This is a genomic window from Pelagibacterium sp. (assembly GCF_965249125.1).
Classification (GTDB): domain Bacteria; phylum Pseudomonadota; class Alphaproteobacteria; order Rhizobiales; family Devosiaceae; genus Pelagibacterium.
Window position 1 is genome coordinate 1046168 of the sequence record NZ_OZ252217.1, and the last position, 17773, is coordinate 1063940.

At 61.4% G+C, this 17773-nt stretch carries 20 protein-coding genes and 1 pseudogene; 14 read left to right on the plus strand and 7 right to left on the minus strand.

Annotation, left to right across the window (positions count from 1 at the left end):
* Window positions 1-76: 76 nt before the first annotated feature.
* From ACP148_RS05140 to ACP148_RS05160, 5 genes and pseudogenes are all read left to right on the plus strand, one after another.
* Complete coding sequence (locus ACP148_RS05140) at window positions 77-559, plus strand: GNAT family N-acetyltransferase (RefSeq protein ID WP_421951540.1); 483 nt, start codon at window positions 77-79, stop codon at window positions 557-559.
* Window positions 556-1065, plus strand: coding sequence for a dihydrofolate reductase (locus ACP148_RS05145; protein WP_421951541.1), 510 nt, complete (start codon window positions 556-558; stop codon window positions 1063-1065). Before ACP148_RS05140 ends, ACP148_RS05145 begins: the two co-directional genes overlap by 4 nt.
* A 153-nt stretch (window positions 1066-1218) precedes the next feature.
* Entirely contained in the window at window positions 1219-2328 is a 1110-nt protein-coding gene (gene hflK, locus ACP148_RS05150) for an FtsH protease activity modulator HflK (protein WP_421951542.1), read from the plus strand.
* A pseudogene (gene hflC, locus ACP148_RS05155) lies at window positions 2328-3215 on the plus strand (protease modulator HflC); the annotation flags it as partial. The gene hflK and the pseudogene hflC, both read left to right, overlap by 1 nt.
* Window positions 3216-3543: 328 nt before the next feature.
* Window positions 3544-3729 (plus strand): DUF2065 domain-containing protein, encoded by a 186-nt coding sequence (locus tag ACP148_RS05160; RefSeq protein WP_421951543.1) that lies wholly within the window; start codon window positions 3544-3546, stop codon window positions 3727-3729.
* Between the two features lie 15 nt (window positions 3730-3744).
* On the opposite strand, the gene ACP148_RS05165 is transcribed toward ACP148_RS05160, so the two are convergent.
* From ACP148_RS05165 to serB, 3 genes are read right to left on the minus strand one after another with little or no spacing between them, the layout of a single operon-like run.
* Window positions 3745-4143 (minus strand): GFA family protein, encoded by a 399-nt coding sequence (locus ACP148_RS05165; protein WP_421951544.1) that lies wholly within the window; start codon window positions 4141-4143, stop codon window positions 3745-3747.
* A 58-nt stretch (window positions 4144-4201) separates the two neighbouring features.
* Window positions 4202-4741, minus strand: coding sequence for a GNAT family N-acetyltransferase (locus tag ACP148_RS05170; protein WP_421951545.1), 540 nt, complete (start codon window positions 4739-4741; stop codon window positions 4202-4204).
* Complete coding sequence (serB, locus tag ACP148_RS05175) at window positions 4738-5613, minus strand: phosphoserine phosphatase SerB (protein ID WP_421951546.1); 876 nt, start codon at window positions 5611-5613, stop codon at window positions 4738-4740. The genes ACP148_RS05170 and serB overlap by 4 nt, the downstream gene beginning before the upstream one ends.
* Before the next feature lie 10 nt (window positions 5614-5623).
* Here serB and miaA point away from each other — a divergent pair, with 10 nt between their 5' ends.
* The gene (miaA, locus tag ACP148_RS05180) at window positions 5624-6520 is read left to right on the plus strand and encodes a tRNA (adenosine(37)-N6)-dimethylallyltransferase MiaA (protein WP_421951547.1); all 897 of its coding nucleotides are present in this window, start codon (window positions 5624-5626) and stop codon (window positions 6518-6520) included.
* Here miaA and ACP148_RS05185 read toward each other — a convergent pair.
* Both ACP148_RS05185 and ACP148_RS05190 read right to left on the minus strand, forming a co-directional pair.
* On the minus strand, window positions 6517-7467 hold the full coding sequence (locus tag ACP148_RS05185; protein WP_421951791.1) for a calcium/sodium antiporter: 951 nt from the start codon (window positions 7465-7467) through the stop codon (window positions 6517-6519). The two genes, miaA and ACP148_RS05185, sit on opposite strands and share 4 nt — an antisense overlap.
* 18 nt (window positions 7468-7485) lie before the next feature.
* The gene (locus tag ACP148_RS05190; protein ID WP_421951548.1) at window positions 7486-7962 is read right to left on the minus strand and encodes a YbaK/EbsC family protein; all 477 of its coding nucleotides are present in this window, start codon (window positions 7960-7962) and stop codon (window positions 7486-7488) included.
* 102 nt (window positions 7963-8064) lie between these two features.
* On the opposite strand from ACP148_RS05190, the gene pncA reads away from it, so the two are divergent.
* Together pncA and pncB are read left to right on the plus strand one after the other, a co-directional pair.
* Entirely contained in the window at window positions 8065-8664 is a 600-nt protein-coding gene (gene pncA / locus ACP148_RS05195; RefSeq protein WP_421951549.1) for a bifunctional nicotinamidase/pyrazinamidase, read from the plus strand.
* Complete coding sequence (gene pncB, locus ACP148_RS05200) at window positions 8661-9974, plus strand: nicotinate phosphoribosyltransferase (RefSeq protein WP_421951550.1); 1314 nt, start codon at window positions 8661-8663, stop codon at window positions 9972-9974. The genes pncA and pncB overlap by 4 nt, the downstream gene beginning before the upstream one ends.
* Here pncB and ACP148_RS05205 read toward each other — a convergent pair.
* The gene (locus tag ACP148_RS05205) at window positions 9971-11374 is read right to left on the minus strand and encodes an MATE family efflux transporter (protein ID WP_421951551.1); all 1404 of its coding nucleotides are present in this window, start codon (window positions 11372-11374) and stop codon (window positions 9971-9973) included. The two genes, pncB and ACP148_RS05205, sit on opposite strands and share 4 nt — an antisense overlap.
* A 318-nt stretch (window positions 11375-11692) precedes the next feature.
* Here ACP148_RS05205 and ACP148_RS05210 point away from each other — a divergent pair, with 318 nt between their 5' ends.
* The 6 genes from ACP148_RS05210 to ACP148_RS05235 all read left to right on the plus strand — a co-directional run bounded on the left by ACP148_RS05210 (window position 11693) and on the right by ACP148_RS05235 (window position 16979).
* The gene (locus tag ACP148_RS05210) at window positions 11693-11962 is read left to right on the plus strand and encodes a YMGG-like glycine zipper-containing protein (protein ID WP_421951552.1); all 270 of its coding nucleotides are present in this window, start codon (window positions 11693-11695) and stop codon (window positions 11960-11962) included.
* Between the two features lie 297 nt (window positions 11963-12259).
* Window positions 12260-14029 (plus strand): acetolactate synthase 3 large subunit, encoded by a 1770-nt coding sequence (locus ACP148_RS05215; protein ID WP_421951553.1) that lies wholly within the window; start codon window positions 12260-12262, stop codon window positions 14027-14029.
* A 19-nt stretch (window positions 14030-14048) separates the two neighbouring features.
* Window positions 14049-14603, plus strand: coding sequence for an acetolactate synthase small subunit (gene ilvN / locus ACP148_RS05220; protein WP_421951554.1), 555 nt, complete (start codon window positions 14049-14051; stop codon window positions 14601-14603).
* A gap of 89 nt (window positions 14604-14692) precedes the next feature.
* Window positions 14693-15436: a pyridoxine 5'-phosphate synthase gene (locus tag ACP148_RS05225; protein WP_421951555.1), complete on the plus strand. Its 744-nt coding sequence runs from the start codon at window positions 14693-14695 to the stop codon at window positions 15434-15436.
* 295 nt (window positions 15437-15731) lie between these two features.
* A complete protein-coding gene (locus ACP148_RS05230; protein WP_421951556.1) occupies window positions 15732-16340 on the plus strand; it encodes an NADPH-dependent FMN reductase in 609 nt (202 codons plus the stop codon).
* Window positions 16341-16457: 117 nt separating this feature from the next.
* On the plus strand, window positions 16458-16979 hold the full coding sequence (locus tag ACP148_RS05235; RefSeq protein WP_421951557.1) for a hypothetical protein: 522 nt from the start codon (window positions 16458-16460) through the stop codon (window positions 16977-16979).
* A gap of 225 nt (window positions 16980-17204) precedes the next feature.
* Here ACP148_RS05235 and ACP148_RS05240 read toward each other — a convergent pair whose 3' ends face one another.
* Window positions 17205-17624: a hypothetical protein gene (locus ACP148_RS05240; RefSeq protein ID WP_421951558.1), complete on the minus strand. Its 420-nt coding sequence runs from the start codon at window positions 17622-17624 to the stop codon at window positions 17205-17207.
* Window positions 17625-17773 lie beyond the last annotated feature (149 nt).

The window sequence follows — 17773 nt, forward strand, 5'->3', positions numbered from 1 at the left end:
TGCATCCAGTGGGAACCATTTGCCGCGTTCGGCGGAATCACCCATTGTCCGGGCTACATCGAACCTGAAACCGCCCATGTCCCTCATCATACGACGCGCTGAACCCAAGGATGCTGGTTTGGTGCACCGCTTCATCGTCAAGCTCGCGGAATACGAAAAGCTGAGCCACGAGGTGGAAGCGAGCGAAAACGACATTGCCGACAATCTGTTCGGAGACAATCGGAAGGTCTTTTGCGAGATTGCCGAGCTTGAAGGTGAACCCGTGGGGTTCGCTCTATGGTTCTATACGTTTTCGACCTTTCAGGGCCGCCATGGGATATGGCTCGAGGATCTTTTCGTTGAGCCTGAGGCACGCGGCAAGGGGATCGGCAAGGCGTTGCTTGCGCATCTGGCGAGGCGCTGCATCGACGAGGGTCTGGGGCGGTTCGAGTGGTGGGTGCTCGACTGGAACGAACCGTCGATTGAATTCTACAAGTCGCAGGGGGCGGTGATGCAGGACGAATGGACGGTGTGCCGGGTGAGCGGGACGGACCTTGCGGCATTGGCGGGCAAGTCATGAGCGCCGTGATTGCGATGATCGCGGCGGTGGGGCGCAATGGGGCGATCGGGGCCGAGGGCGACCTGCCGTGGCGGCTGCCGACTGATTTTGCGTTCTACAAGCGCACGACGATGGGCAAGCCGCTGATCATGGGGCGCAAGACGTTTCAATCGATAGGCAAGCCGCTGCCGGGGCGCACCAATATCGTGGTGACCCGAAGCGCCGATTTCGCGCCTGAGGGCGTCGAAGTGTTCGGGGATTTGCAGGACGCCATTGCGCGGGGGCAAGAGATTGCCGAGCGCGACGGGGTCGATGAGGTTTTCATCAATGGCGGCGGTGAGATTTATCGCGCCACGATGCCGATCGCGGAGCGGCTCTATATCACCCATGTGGACGCCGCGCCGGACGGAGATACATTTTTTCCTCCGATCGATCCCGCCGTCTGGGCGGGCACCGTGTTGCCCGAAATCGTGCCGGGGGAAAAGGACAGCGCGCGCTTTGTCGTCACGCTCTATGAGCGGCGCTAGAGATCGCGGCGATCACGGCGCGGTCAAAATCGCGTTTACCATGGCGTCAGGTGCTTAGTGCCGCACCCGGTTTCCATTGATCGAGGGGCCAGCCTTGCCTATATAAAACATCAATAAGCAAAAGCACTTTCACGACAAACCGAAAGGGACGAAATGCCGTGGGAAGACATTAGGGGCGGCCGCCGAAGCCGCAGCGGTGGTCCATGGGGCCAGGCGCCGGGCGGAGGAGGCGGTGGCAACGGACCACGCCGTCCTGGCGGGGGAAACAATACTCCCAATCTCGAAGACATTCTGGCGCGCGGCCGGCAGCAGTTCGGCAGTGGCGGGAATATCCCCGGTGGCGGTCGCTGGCTGGTGGTCGGTGTGGTCGCGGCTGCGCTGGTCTTTTGGGGCAGCCAGTCGATCTATACCATCGCGCCCAACGAAGTGGGCGTCGAGCTGCTGTTCGGGCAGCCCAAGGATGAATTTTCCAATCCGGGCCTGCATTTCCATTGGTGGCCGATCGAACGCGTCGAGCGCGCGTCCACCACTGAAAACCAGACGCGCGTGGGCACGGGAACGAGCAGCTCCAGCGACAGCGGGCTGATGCTCTCGGGTGACCAGAACATCGTGAACATGAGCTTCTCGATCCTGTGGCGCATTGCCGATCCGCGGCTCTATCTGTTCGAGGTCCGCGACCCCGACGAGATGGTCCGTCAGGCTGCCGAAAGCGCCATGCGCGAAGTAGTGGGACGCCGTACGGCGCAGGACGTGTTCCGTGACGATCGTACCGGCATCGCGCTCGAAGTGCAGCAGATCACCCAGACCATCCTCGACAGCTATGGCGTGGGCGTGACGATCTCGAACATCTCGATCGAAAACGTGGCGCCGCCCGCCGAAGTGGCCGATGCGTTCGACGAAGTGCAGCGCGCCTTGCAGGACGAAGACCGCTTCCAGGAAGAGGCTCGGCAATACGCCAATACGCTTCTGGGTAGCGCGCGTGGTCAGGCCGCAGCGATCCGCGAAGAGGCCGCGGCCTATCGTGACCGCGTGGTCAATGAAGCCGAAGGTCAGGCAGCGCGTTTCGTTGCCGTTTACAACGAATACCGCAATGCGCCCGAGGTTACCCGCCAGCGTATCTTCCTTGAAATGATGGAAGACGTTCTGGGCGGAACCGAGAAGGTGCTGCTCGAAGGCGGGCAGGGTTCGGGGGTTATTCCCTATCTGCCGCTGCCCGAACTGCGAAGCAGCGGGTCCACCCTCCAGAGCGGAGGTAACCAGTAATGAACCGGCTCGTTATAGCAATCGTCGCACTGGTCATTGCCGCCTATGTGCTGTTCTCATCCCTGTTCATCGTCAACGAGCGCGAACAGGCCATCGTGATGCGCTTTGGCGAGATCACGCGCGAAATCCAGGAACCGGGTATCTATTTCAAGGTTCCGACCGATTTCGTGGAAACCGTTCAATATATCGACAAGCGCCTGCTGCGTTACGATCTCGAACGCATCCGCCTGCAGGTTTCGGGCGGCCAGTTCTATATCGTGGACGCCTTCATCACCTATCGTATCGTCGATCCCATCCGGTTCCGCCAGTCGGTGCTCGGCAGCCTCCAGCTTGCCGAACAGCGTATCGCGACCCGCCTGGAATCGGCCCTGCGTGCGGTTTACGGCCTGCGCGAATTCGATGCGGCGCTGTCCGAACAGCGTTCGGAAATGATGCGTGAAGCCAGCGACCTGGTGGCCGCCGACATGACCGAGTTGGGGATCGAGGTTGTCGACGTCCGCGTTCTGGTGACCGACCTGACGCCGGAAGTTTCCCAGCAGACCTATGAGCGTATGCAGGCCGAGCGTAATGCGGAAGCCGCGCTGATCCGCGCTCGCGGTCAGGAACAGGCACAGATCCTTCGCGCCATCGCCGACCGTCAGGCCGTCGAGGTGGTTTCGGCTGCCAACCGTGACAGCGAAATCATTCGCGGTGAAGGTGATGCGGAACAGAACCGTCTGTTCGCCGAAGCCTACTCGCAGGATCAGTCATTCTTCGAGTTTTACCGCTCGATGGAGGCCTATCGCAACGCTCTTGCCGATGGGAACACAACGATGGTCCTCTCGCCGGACTCGGCGTTCTTCAACTATTTCGGTTCGAACGGCGCATTGCCCGACTTCCCGGCACCGACGGCAACGCCGATCGATATCGGGGTGGAAGGACCGAGCGAGGAGCCTGTCGATTCCACGGAGATCGATGACCTTTTGGCCACCGACTCGCTGGTATCGGGAGAAGGGGTCGACGATCTCGAGCAGAATGTTCAGGATCTCGAACAGCTGATCGAAACGGAAAATCTCGGCGGCGAAGTCGCCCCTGAGGAACCGGCGCCGGCTGAACCCGCCCCCGCGGGCGATGCCGAGGCCGCTCCGGCGGAGCCGGCACCGGCCCAGTAAGGGTCCGGTCGCAAGACGTTCGAGGCGCACCCAGGGTGCGCCTCTTTTTGTTGAGGAGAAGAGGGTGGGCGATCTTTTTGCGGCGCTGGCGCTGGCTATTGTCATCGAAGGGCTGCTCTATGCGGCATTTCCCGAGCAGATGAAGCGCATGATCGCGCAGGTTCTCACGATGCCCAGCCCGCAATTGCGGCTGGCGGCATTGGGGATGGCCGGGGCGGGGCTGGTGCTTCTGGCGCTCGTGCGGTGGTAACCACCGGGGACTGCGCTACCACTGATTGCGGCCATCGAGATTGTCGATGGGCAGGGCGGTGATATCGAAATCGTCGAGCACCCAGAGGTTGATCGAGATGCGGCGCCGTGTGGGATCGAAATTGGCCTCGGCGGTTTCCCAATCACCCTCGGCGAAGGCCGAGTAGTCGGGGTTGTCCGAAAAGGTGGCGCAGCCGCAGACGGGGCAGAAATAGTGCCTGTTTTCGGGCGTCGTCGGGGAGTATTGCGCGGCGTTGCGCAGGGGAGTGGTCAGGCGGAACTGATCGGGCTCGCAATAGGCCCATAGGGCGCCCTTCTTGGTGCAGAAGGTGCAGTTGCAGCGCGTCGCGGTTTCGGGGGTGAAATCGATTTCGAATCTGGTGGCGCCGCAATGGCAGCTTCCGGAAATGGACATAGCGGATCTCCTCTTTGGCAAGAAAAGTCACACTAGCCAGGGGCCATGACAGGATTTGTCAGGATTGGGCCGGATTGGCGATGCGGTAGAGGACGTGGCTGCGGAGCTGGTGGTTTTCGGCGATGCGGGGGTGAAGGAAATCGCCCTCGGCATCGCGGGTCATGCCGATCTTTTCCATGACGCGCTGTGAGGGTGCATTGATGGCCGCGGTGAAGGCGACCAGTTCGGGCAGGCCACGGCGCCATGCGTCGGCGATATGGGCCAGCGCGCCTTCGGGGGCGTAGCCCTGTCCCCAATATCGACCGCCCAGCACCCAGCCGATTTCCTCGGGCGGGTTGCCACGCAGTTCCATATTTATGGCGGCAGTGCCGATCAGGCCGATCAGTTGGCCGTCCGCTTTCCGCTCGGCGGCGAGGAAGCGTGAGGTGCCCGCCTCGAGACCCGCGATCATCTGGTCGATCCAGGCATCGGCGGCGGCCCGGTCACGGGTGGCGGTGTAATAACGCATGACGTGCGGGTCACCGACGATTGCGGCGAACGCGTCGCGGTCGGTGTTTTGCCATGGACGCAGGACCAGGCGTTCGGTTTCGAGCCTCATCTGACTATGTCGTCGTCCGAATAGCCCTGGAGATAGAGCAGGGCCGTGAGATCGGAATGATCGATCCTGACGGCGGCCTGTTCGGCGACGATGGGCTTGGCGTGGATGGCGACGCCGAGGCCAGCGGCCTGGAGCATGTCGAGATCATTGGCGCCGTCGCCCACAGCCATGGTCTGGGCGATGGCGAGGCCCTTTTCCGCTGCCAGAGCCATGAGGCGATTGCGCTTGGTGGTCTTGTCGACGATGGGTTTTTCGACAGTGCCCGTAAGGCGATCCTCGGCGTCAAATTGCAGGACGTTGGCGATGGCTTCGTCAAAGCCGATGCGCTTGGCGAAATAATCGGCGAACAGGGTGAAGCCGCCCGAGACCAATGAGGTATAGGCACCATGGGTCTTCATGGTCTGGATCAGGGCGCGGCCGCCGGGGGCGAGGGTGATGCGTTCGCGGCGGATTTCCTCGACCAGTCTGCGCTCAAGGCCCTTCAAAAGCGCAACGCGGGTATCGAGAGCTGCTTCGAAATCGAGTTCGCCGCGCATGGCGCGTTCGGTGATTTCGGCGACCTGGGGTTTGAGGCCCAGCGCGTCCGCCAACTCATCGATACATTCCTGCCCGATCATTGTGGAATCCATGTCGGCGACGAGCAATTGCCTGCGCCGGTTGGCGAGCGCGACAAGGGCGGCGTCCACGGGCTGTGAGCCGATCACTTCGCGGGCCGTCATCACCGGATCGGCGGTGCGGGGCGCAATGATCTCGCAGGCTATGCCTTGCGCGAGCCAGTTGATTTCGCCATGGGTTTCACGCTGGATCGTTTCGACCAGGGCGCTGGACAGGACCGGTTCTTCGGGATTGGCGATCAGAACGAGGACGGACATAGACGGGGCCATGGCAAGGGACGGAAAAAAGCGCGCGGTTTTGATAGCCGGTCCGACCGCGAGCGGCAAGACGGCGCTGGCCATTGCGCGAGCCCGCGAGACTGGAGCGCGGATCGTCAATGCGGACTCCATGCAGGTCTATGGCGTGCTCGACCGGCTGACGGCGCGGCCCAACGCCGAGGAACTGGAACGAGCCCGGCATGAAATGTTCGGGCATGTGGATCCATCGGTCCGCTATTCGACCGGGGCATGGCTGGCCGATGCTCACAAACAGATTCAAGAGGCTGAGAAAGAGAATCAGGAGCTGATTTTCGTTGGTGGGACAGGGCTTTATTTCGATGCGCTCGTAAATGGATTCGCGGATGTCCCGGCAATCGAAGCCGGTTTCGTTGTGCAGGCTGAGAAACTGATTCAAGATCTCGATGAAACAGGGCGGATGGCGCTGCTGGCCGAAAGGGACCCGGAAACCGCCAGGAGGATCAAAATTGCCGACCCGCAGCGGGTTGTGCGGGCGCTTTCAGTTCTGATGGCGACGGGTCGGCCGCTGAGCGCATTTCAGCAGGTCAACGGGCCGGGACTGCTCGATGGCCATGTGCTGGAGCGGATCGTTTTGATGCCGGAGCGTGCGGTATTGCGGCGGCGGATTGCCGAGCGGTTCGAGGCGATGATGCAGGCCGGGGCGATAGAAGAGGTCCAGGCGCTGATGGCGCGCAATCTCGATCCGTCGCTGCCGGCGATGAAGGCGATTGGCGTTGGGGAGATTTCGGCGATGCTGGCGGGCGATATGAGCCGCGAGGTGGCCGTGGAACGCGCGGTGATTGCAACAAGGCAATACGCCAAGCGGCAATCGACGTGGTTCCGTAATCGGTTCGGGGACTGGACGTTCGTCGATCCGTTTGCCGATTAGCCCAAGGCGCCCAGCGCCAGCCAGCCGATATATCCGGCATAAAGGGCGAGGAGCACGCCACCCTCCCAGCGGACGATCTCGCGCTGGGTGTAGGAAAAGCCCAGCAGGAGCGCGGTGGCACCGAGCATGACCCATATGTCGAGTTCGATGATTTCGCCGGGAACGGGAATGGGCTGGATCAGGGCCGTGATGCCCAGGATCGAAAAGATGTTGAAGATGTTCGAGCCGATAATGTTGCCGAGCGCCAGATCGGTGTGGCGGCGCAGCGCGGCGACGACCGAGGTGACCAGTTCGGGCAGCGAGGTGCCGATGGCGACGACGGTCAGGCCGATGATGGTTTCGGAAACGCCGAGTGCCGTGGCGATTTCGACGGCGCTCGACACCAGGAGGCGGGCGCCAAGCACCGTGAGAGCGAGCCCACCGACCACGAACAGGATCGAAACCAAGACCGGCTGCTTGCCGCCCGTCGCCTCGACTTCCGCGGCGATACCGGCCGATGCCTGCGACTTGCGGTCGGCGAAATAGGAATAGAACAAATAGGCGATGAGCAGGGCGACCAGAACAAGCCCGGCCAAGCGCCCCAGCGTGCCGATGACGACGATTGCCAGGGCGGCCAGCGAAGCGAGCACCAGCACCGAGCCGTCACGCCGGAGCACGGCCTTGTCCACGGCGATGGGATAAATGAGCGCGGTAACGCCAAGGATCAGAAGGATATTGGCGATGTTGGAGCCAACCACATTGCCCACGGCAATTCCGGGCGCGCCGGCGAGGGCGGCTTGAACCGAGGTTACCAGTTCCGGCAATGAGGTGCCGAAACCGACCAGTGTCAACCCGATCAGCAGGGCGGACATGCCGAGCCTTTCGGCGATGGCCACCGACCCGCGCACAAAACCTTCGCCGCCGGCGACGAGCAGAATGAGGCCGACGATGAGCAGGAGGTAGACTATTTTCGGGCTCCGGGGAGATCAGGTGACGGTGATGGCTGGCGCGCCGGTGACGCGGGCGAGATCGTCGGGCGTAATTTCGAACACCGATCGCGCATTCCCAGCCGCTGCCCACACGGTTTGAAATGCGAACAGATCTTTGTCCATATAAATGGGAATGGATGTGAGTTGTCCCAGTGGCGAAACGCCGCCGATGGCAAATCCGGTGGTTTCGCGCACCAGATCGGCATCGGCGCGGCCGAGCTTCTGGCCGATCTGGCGACCTGTGCGCTTTTCATGAACGCGATTGGCGCCCGAGACCAGCACCATGATCGGCTCGCCGGTTTCCTCGCCGACAAAGATCAGCGATTTGACGATTCGGCCAACCTCTACGCCGAGAGCCTCGGCGGCCATGATTGCGGTGGTTGCCAGTTGATCGAGCACGACGACAGTGCCGTCCAGATTGTGGCGGGCGAGGTCGGCGGCGACGCGGAGTTCGGATTGGCGCAGTTCGGTCATGGAGCGAGAGGAGCCCGATCGCGTCGTTGGCGTCAAGTGGGGAGTTGACGCGGCGCGCATGGCTTGCAGTAGTGCGCGGGACTTTGATTTGGGGAGGCGCCCATGGCCACAAAAGCTCTGATCGTGATCGATGTGCAGAACGATTTCTGCCCAGGCGGCGCGCTGGCGGTGGATGAGGGCGACCAGGTTGTGCCGGTCATCAACCAGCTCATGGGGCAGTTCGACCATGTGATCCTGACGCAGGACTGGCACACGGCGAACCATTCGAGTTTTGCCTCCCGGCATCCGGGCAAGGCGCCGTTCGATGATATCGACATGGCTTATGGCAGCCAGCGGCTGTGGCCCGATCATTGTATCCAGGGCAGCCATGGGGCCGATTTCCACCCCGAGCTGAACCTGATGCCGGCCGAGCTGATCATCCGCAAAGGGTTCAGGACGCCGATCGATTCCTATTCGGCGTTTTTCGAGAACGATCACACGACGCCAACCGGGCTGACGGGGTATCTGCGCGAGCGGGGGCTGGATGATCTTACCTTTGTGGGGCTGGCCACCGATTTCTGCGTTGCCTATTCGGCACTGGACGCCGTGGGGCAGGGGTTTTCGGCGCGAGTGCTGCTCGAGGCGTGCCGGGGAATCGATCTGATGGGCTCGATCGAGACGGTGATCGGGAAAATGAAGGCAGAAGGGGTGGACGTGATTTGAGCTCGTCGTCCAAGACCGATATCGCGCGGCGGGTTTTCAACCATACGTTCAAGCTCGACCCGATCATCCGCTCGCTGCTCGATACCGATTTCTACAAGCTTTTGATGCTGCAGATGATCTGGGGGTTGTATCGGGACGTGGATGCGACGTTCTCGCTGACCAACCGCACGACGAGTGTGCGGCTGGCCGACGAGGTCGATATCGACGAGTTGCGCGAACAGCTCGACCATGCGCGCACGCTGCGGTTCACGAAAAAGGAAATGATCTGGCTGGCCGGTAACAGTTTTTACGGCACCAAGCAGATCTTTTCGCCGCAGTTCCTGGCCTGGCTGGAGCATTTCCAGTTGCCCGATTATGAACTCAGCGAGCGCGACGGACAGTTCGTCCTCAATTTTCCCGGCAAATGGGTCGAGACGGCCATGTGGGAAATTCCGGCGCTGGCGATCATCAACGAACTGCGCTCGCGGCGGGCCATGCGAGGGATGGGGCGGTTCGCGCTCGATGTCCTTTACGCGAGGGCCAAGGCCAAGACCTGGGAGAAGGTCGAGCGGCTCAAGAAATTGCCCGACTTGAAAATTTCCGATTTCGGGACGCGGCGGCGGCATTCGTTCCTGTGGCAACGCTGGTGCGTGGAAGCGCTGAAGGAAGGGCTGGGAGAAGCGCTGACGGGGACCTCGAACGTGCTTTTGGCCATGGACACCGATCTTGAGGCGCTGGGGACCAATGCCCATGAGCTGCCCATGGTGGCGGCCGCACTGGCCAGTGGCGATGAAGCGCTGAAAAAGGCGCCCTATGGGGTGCTCAAGGACTGGCAGAGTTATTATGGCGGCAATCTGCTGATCGTTTTGCCCGATGCGTTCGGGACGGCGTCATTCCTCGAAAACGCTCCCGACTGGGTGGCCGACTGGACCGGGTTCCGGCCCGACAGCGCGCCGGCCATCGAGGGCGGGGAAAAGATTATCGAATGGTGGAGGGCCCATGGGCGCGATCCCAAGGAAAAGCTGCTGATCTTTTCGGACGGGCTCGATATCGAAACCATCGACGCGGCCTACAGGCATTTTAACGGCAAGGTGCGGATGAGCTTTGGCTGGGGGACGAACCTCACCAATGATTTTGCCGGGACGGCGCCCATGCACACGCCGCAACTCAAGCCGATCTCGCTGGTCATCAAGGTGTCGAGCGCCAATGGACGCCCGGCGGTGAAACTTTCGGACAATCCGGCCAAGGCGGTGGGCGATCCGGCCGAGATTGCGCGGTATCTGCGGGTGTTCGGGGATGCTGAGATGGAAGAGCAGGCCGTGGTGGTTTAGGCCACCGCCACCATCCGCCGCCGATCGATGAGCCCGAGCCTGTCGCGGAGGGCGAAGCGGGCGGTGAGGACGACTGCGCAGAACGCCAGGCCGGCGGCGAGGCCGAGCCAGATGCCGATACCGGCCAGGCGGTCGGGCGAACCCAGGAACCAGGCAACCGGCATGCCGACCCCCCAATAGCCGAACAGGGCGATGAACATTGGGATTTTGGTGTCGTTCAATCCGCGCAGGACATGAACGGCCACGACCTGCGCGCCGTCGACGATCTGGAACAGGCCGGCAACGCCAAGGAAGGTCGTCGCCATGGCGAGGGCGGCGAGGTTGCCGGGGTCAGCGGGATCGAGGAAGAGGCGGGTGAAGACCTGCGGCATGGTGAGAAACAGCACGCAGGTGATGACCATGAACCCCGTGCCGATAATCATAGCCACCCAGCCGGACTGGGCAATGCCCCGGTCGCTGCCGGCGCCGAAGGCAAGCCCGACGCGCACGGTGGCAGCCATTGAAAGGCCGAGCGGCACCATGAAGGCGAATGAAGCGCATTGCAGGGCCACGGCGTGGGCGGCCAGCGCGTCGGTGCCGTGCCAGCCCATGAAGATGGCGGCGACTGCGAACATGCCCACTTCGGCCATCAGGGTCAGCCCGATCGGCGTGCCGATCCTGAAGATTTCCCGAAACCGCAGCCAGTCCGGCTTCCAGAACCGAACCAGGATATGGAAGCGGCGATATTTGCGGTGGGTGAGGGTGTAGGCGAGCAACAGGCCGAACATCAAGAGGTTGGTCAGCACGGTCGCGATGGCGGCGCCTTGCAATTCGAGGCGCGGGAAGCCGAAATTGCCGAAAATCAGGGCGTAGTTGACGCCAGCGTTCACGATGACGCCGGCAATTGTCACATAAAGGATGATCTGGGTCGAACCGAGGGCCGACAGGAAAGAGCGGATGGCGAAAAGCCCAAGCCCGGGATAGAGCACGAGAACCGCAATGTGCATGTATTGCGCAGCCATGCGGGCCAGTTCGGGCTCCTGCCCGGCGGCGAGCAGGATATGTTCGATCTGCCAGATGAGCGGGAACAGGAGCGTCGCGACCAGGATGGCGACCCAGAAACCCTGGCGCGCGGTGCGGCGAACGTTCTTGATCTGGCGCGCGCCCAGCGCCTGGGCGGCAAGCGGGGCGACGGCGGACACGATGCCGCCGCCGAGCAACAGGAAGGGCGTGAAAAAGGACGTGGCCAGCGTACCGGCGGCCAGATATTCCGGTCCGAGCCAGCCCATCATAATGACGTCGGTGGTAAACAGCGCATTCTGAGCCACCTGCGCCACGACGAGTGGCCAGGCGAGCAGAAAAGTGGCGCGCAGCTCCGCCGCCCAGCCGGGCGCGGTCCGCGTCGTGTCGGTCGCATTCATTGTTCTGGCCTTCCCAAGCCGCTCCCAGCGCTTGATGGCGATGGGTGAACAGAACCCGATACACGCGAATCGGGTTCTTGTCAGCGGCGTTGGTTGGGGAGGGATTCTCGTCCCACGCGGAACAGGAGCGGTGGCGAGGCGTGCCAAACCACTTGAAAAAGTTCACAAAATGGAGAAAGTTAAGAAATTGTCGACGGCATTCAGTTTCGCTTCATGTTGAAAATTGTATGGCCAAGGGCCCCGCTCGCGGAACCAAAAGCGGCTAACCGCATTTAAGGGCGAGGGAACTCTAGAGTTAAAGTCGCAGGAGGCTTGGAAATGAAAAAAGCATTTATTATTGGCGTTGCCCTTACTTCTCTTCTGGCCATTTCGGCCTGTACCCGTACCCAGGAAACAGCGGCCATCGGCGCTGGCGCCGGTGCTGTCATCGGTGGCGTGACCACCGGTAGCGTGCAGGGTGCCGTTGTCGGCGGTGTTGTCGGCGGTGTTGCCGGTGCGCTTGTTGGCCAGGTGGCCGGCGAGCCGAACCAGTGCTACTACCGCGCTTCGGACGGAACGCTTTACAAGGACGCTTGCCCGAGCAGCTAATCGGCTCGCAGCGCATGAAAAAGGGCTCGTGCTTTCCCTGCACGGGCCTTTTTTGATTCCGTGGCCAAGCTTTTTGGCTTGACCGGCGCCGTACCGGGCAGTACCTATAGCGCCGAAATTTTGGAGAATTGACGTGCAGACGGCACTTATTCTTGTAGTAGGCAGGCGCATCGCAACATGAGGGCATAACCCTCGTGCGAATTGCGGTGCGCCGAACACAGGTCCCTCAGGGGGCCTTTTTTATTATCTGAATCCGGCCGCGGCGGGATTGAATTGAGCAAGCAGGGAGTGGCTGAAATGGCCGAACAGATGACCGGCGCGGAAATGGTGATCAGGGCGCTGACCGACAATGGGGTGGAGCATATTTTCGGCTATCCCGGCGGGGCAGCCCTGCCGATCTACGATGCTATGTTCCAGCAGGACAAGATCGAGCACATCCTCGTGCGGCACGAGCAGGGCGCGACCCATATGGCGGAAGGCTATGCGAGATCGACCGGCAAGTGCGGTGTCGTCCTGGTGACCTCGGGGCCGGGGGCGACGAACGCGGTGACCGGGCTGACCGACGCGCTGATGGATTCCATCCCGGTTGTCTGCATCACCGCCCAGGTCCCGACCAATCTGATCGGGACCGACGGTTTTCAGGAGTGCGATACCGTCGGCATCACCCGCAGCTGCACCAAGCACAATTATCTGGTCAAGAATGTCGAGGACCTGCCGCGCGTCCTGCACGAGGCGTTTCTGATCGCGACGACCGGGCGGCCCGGACCGGTTGTGATCGATATTCCCAAGGACGTCCAGTTCGCGCTGGGCGAGTATTACACGCCCGATGTCGAAAAGCTCCGTCACCAGAGCTACAGGCCACAGATGGATGGCGACCTGGGCGCAATCGAAGCTGCCGTCGATCTGATGCTGCGTGCCGAGCGTCCGGTTTTCTACACCGGGGGCGGGGTCATCAATGCGGGGCCGGAAGCGTCCGAGCACTTGCGCGAGTTGGCTGAACTGACAGGGTTTCCGGTGACATCGACATTGATGGGGCTTGGCGCGTTCCCGGCGTCGAACCCGCAATGGCTGGGCATGCTGGGCATGCACGGCACCTATGAAGCCAATTTGGCGATGCATGAATGCGACGTGATGATCAATATCGGGGCACGCTTCGATGACCGCATCACCGGGCGTATCGACGCGTTCTCTCCGGGCAGCCGCAAGATTCATGTCGATATCGACCCCTCATCGATCAACAAGGTGATCAATGTCGATATCCCGATCATTGGCGATTGCGCGCGGGTGCTCGCGGAGATGATCCGCATCTATCGCAGCAAGACCAATCAGCCGCGCAGCGAGGCGATTGCGCCGTGGTGGGCGCAGATCGAAAAATGGCGGGCGGTCAATTCGCTGGGCTATGAGAACTCCGAAACCACTATCAAGCCGCAATACGCCATCCAGCGCCTGTACGAAGCGAGCCGGCGCCAGGACAAGGAGGTGTTCATCACCACCGAGGTCGGCCAGCACCAGATGTGGGCGGCGCAGCATTTCCATTTCGACAAGCCCAACCGCTGGATGACGTCGGGGGGGCTCGGAACCATGGGGTATGGACTGCCCGCCGCAGTGGGCGTTCAGGTGGCGCACCCCGACGCGCTGGTGATCGACATTGCCGGCGAGGCGAGCGTTCAGATGACCATGCAGGAGATATCGACGGCGGTTCAGTACCGGCTGCCGGTCAAGATCTTCATTCTCAACAATGAGCGCATGGGCATGGTTCGCCAGTGGCAGGATCTTTTGCACGGGTCGCGCTACGCGCATTCCTATTCGGAATCGCTGCCCGATTTCGTCAAGCTGGCCGAAGCCTATGGCGCCAAGGGCGTGCGTTGCGACACGCCGGCGGAGCTGGACGCGGCGATTGCCGAAATGCTCGACTACGACGGGCCGGTGCTGTTCGACGTGATCGTCGAAAAGGATGAAAACTGCCTGCCGATGATTCCGTCGGGCAAGGCGCATAACGAGATCATTCTGTCCGACACGGCCAATATCGGTTCAATCATCGATGAAAAAGGCCGGGCTCTGGTCTAGGGCGGGAAAGGAAACGATCATGAACGCACATCTGAAACCCACAGGGTCGGCTTACTTCCTGACCACCGAAACCCAGGCGGCCGAGCGCCATACGCTGACAGTGCTCGTGGACAACGAGCCGGGGGTTCTCGCCCGGGTCGTGGGGCTGTTTTCGGCGCGGGGATACAATATCGACTCGCTGACCGTCAGCGAGACCGAGCATGACAAGCACCGCTCGCGCATTACCATCGTGACGGTCGCCACGCCCAAGGTGCTGTCGCAGATCAAGTTGCAGCTCGAACGGCTCGTGCCGGTGCACAAGGTGCATGACCTGACGGAAGAAGGCGGGGCGCTCGAACGCGAGCTGGCGCTGCTCAAGGTGGCCGGCAAAGGAGAGAACCGGGTCGAAACCTTGAGGCTGGCCGATGCCTTCCGGGCACAGGTCGTGGATGCCTCGACCGAAAGCTTTGTGTTCGAGATTACCGGCAAGCCGGGCAAGATCGATCAGTTCATCACGCTGATGACGCCGCTGGGGCTGGTGGAAGTGGTGCGTACCGGGCTGATTGCGATCACGCGCGGGCCGGAAGGAATGTAAATCCGAAAGTCGAGGTTTGCGCAAAGTTCAATTCGCGATAGACGAGGGCCGTACATTTCGTACGGCCCTTGTTTTTTCAGACTGCCGCCATGACCAAGCTTTCCGTCAATCTCAATGCAGTGGCGCAATTGCGCAATCGCCGGGACCTGCCCTGGCCGAGCGTTACGGGGATGGCGCGCATCGTGCTCGATGCGGGGGCCGTGGGGGTGACCGTGCATCCGCGCCCCGACGAACGCCACATCAGGCGCTCCGATGTGTTTGATCTGGTCAATCTGTTGCGGACCGACTATCCGCACGCCGAATTCAATATCGAAGGTTACCCCACCCCGGACTTTCTCGAACTGATAGCCGCAGCCAATCCCCATCAGGTGACACTGGTTCCCGACGCGCCCGAACAGGCGACCTCGGATCATGGCTGGGATTTCATCGCTCACAAGGCGCTGCTGGCCGAGGTGGTGGCCGAGCTTGCCGCGCCGGGGCGCCGGATCGCGATGTTTTGCGACCCCGATGCGAGCGGCGAGGCGCTCGAAGCAGCCAAGGCGGCGGGCGCCGACCGGGTGGAGCTTTATACCGGCCCGTACGGGGCATGCTACGACAACAGCGAGGCCGCGGTTTCCGCGCTGGCCGATCTGGCCGAAACGGCACACGCGGCGCATGCGCTGGGGCTGGGAATCAACGCCGGACACGACCTGACACTGGCCAATCTGCCGGCTTTCCGGAGCACGGTTCCGTTCGTGGACGAGGTGTCCATCGGGCACGGGATCACCGCCGATGCGCTCATCTTCGGGTTTGCCGAAGCGGTGCGGAAGTATATCGGCGTTCTGGGGCGTTAGGATCAATTACAAGGCCCTCGCGATTCGTGGGAGGTGGCGGGCGCGGGGATTGGAACAGGTCAGCCTTTTTGTCGTTTCAGGACCGTTGCTTGTTTGTTCGGCAATGCCGAACAGTTGTGGATTTTTGGTCGATATCCGGAAATTAGTTTTTAATTTCAGCGGCTTAAATTTCACGCCATTGATCTTTAGGCAGGTCCGTACGCCTAGCGAACAGGCGTGTGCCTACTTGAGCGCGACGCTAAAAGTCACATATGCAGCCCTACTTACTGTTCGTAACCAGGTGTAGGGAAACATCATGTCCAAGCCGAAAATCGCAATCATCATTTCTTCGACCCGCGCATCGCGCTTTGCAGACAAACCGGCCCAGTGGCTGCTGGCCAAGGCAAAGGAGCGCGACGAATTCGACGTTGAACTCGTCGACCTGCGCGATTTCGATCTGCCCTTCTTTGACGAAGTGGCCTCCAACATGTGGGCGCCCAGCGCCGACCCCAAGGCGATCGCCTGGCAGAAGAAGGTCGGCGAGTATGACGGCTACATTTTCCTCGTTGCCGAATACAATCGCTCGATCACCGCTGCGCTCAAGAACGCGCTTGATCAGGCTTATGTGGAATGGATCAAAAAGCCCGCAGCCTATGTGGGCTACGGTTCGGTCGGGGCCGCCCGCGCCATCGAGCAGCTTCGGCTGATGAATGTCGAGCTTCAGATGGTGCCCGTGCGTCACGGCGTCCATATCGGCGGCTCGGAATTCTTCACGGTCTGGGGCGGCGGCAAGAACGAGCCGATGGAAGCCATCGAGCCGGCCGTCGGGCCGAGCCTGAACGATTTGTTCGATAACCTCGCCTGGTGGACCCTTGCCACCAAGGCAGCTCGCGACGGCAAGGTCGAGGCCATCGCTGCCGAATAAGCTGGTCAACCTCAGAGTTGGCGAGGGCCGTCCACAGGGCGGCCCTTTTTTTGTTGCCGCCATTTGGCCATGCTCGCTGCCTAAATCCAGAGCAGGATTGGGCGCAAAGGAAGTGCAATGCTCGACTGGTTGGAGACAACGGGCGATTTTCTGATGGGGACGGCCCTGTCCACGCTCTCGGTGGTGGGGTTGGGGCCGGATACACCGCCGCGCTACCAGATGGATACATTTCTGGCGGGGCTGGAACAGGGCTGCGAGATCTCAAGCGATCTGGGGGTGTTCTGGGAGCAACTGGTTGCCGACGGCACGATCATCGTGCCCGCCGATGCCGGCGGGTATTTTTCCGAAGCCCAGATTGCCGTTCGCGAGGACCATCGGGAATTGCGGGTGCCGGTCGAAGGCATATGGATGGGCCAGGAGGTTGCAGCGATCTCGGTGATCGCCGGGATCGATAATGGCTACAGTTCCATCGGCGTGGTGTTTGCGCCCGGGCAGCAGGGTCTCGATGCCGCGATGGCCCCGCTCGCCGCGCAATCCGACGCCACCATGCAGGCCGATCCAGACAATCTGGTGGGGGCGAGCGCGGTTTACGGCACCTTCGACGGAGAGCCGCAGTATATCTGTGATTTCTCCAACTAGATCAGATCCGCCTTTATTCGAATCGCGGGTTTGATCTAAGTCCTGGTTTCGTCGCGCGTCCGAACCGCAAAACCGTTTCCATCCCCGATCGTGCCGAGGACATGCTTTTGCTGGACGCGCTTTAGAGCATTTCCGCTCTTCTTCGAATCGCTTCAATTGCTCTAAGTCCCTGATTTGGCGCGTTTCCGAACCGAATAAGTGGTATCCACTTATTCTGGAAACGCTCTAGCGCGGCATGTCCGGGCAGACGAAGGGGACGGGGGAGGCGGTGTAGCGCTTTTCGACCACTTCGCCCCCCACAAGATGCAGGGACAGGATCAGTTCGGCTTCATTGAGTTCGACGATGTCGGCCTCGATGGTCATTGTATCTTCTTCCCAGCTCAGCGATTCCTCGCCGGTCATCTGCCAGTTGGAGAGGCGATAGGTTTCCCAGCACGAATCCTGAAGCATTGTGCCTTCGGAGAGAAACAGGACCATGGAGCCGGGCAGACCGGCATCCTCTTCGGACTGGACCCAGAACTTTTCGGTCAGGGACGCCCCGATCATCGGGGCCGAGGTCATGCCTTCGGCTTGCTGAGCCAATGACGGCGCGACGCCGAGCAGAGGTAAAGCCAGGGCGATGGCGGGAACGAATTGACGAAACATGCGAAGAAATCCTTGCCTTTGGTCCGGTTGCACCCTGAAGGGGAGATTGGCCGAAACTGTGGTCGGCAAAAAGGCAAAATCGCTCTTGAAAACTGCCGAACCGTACCGTACGGTACGCCTCGCTCGGAGGAGCCGTTCTGCTCATTGGG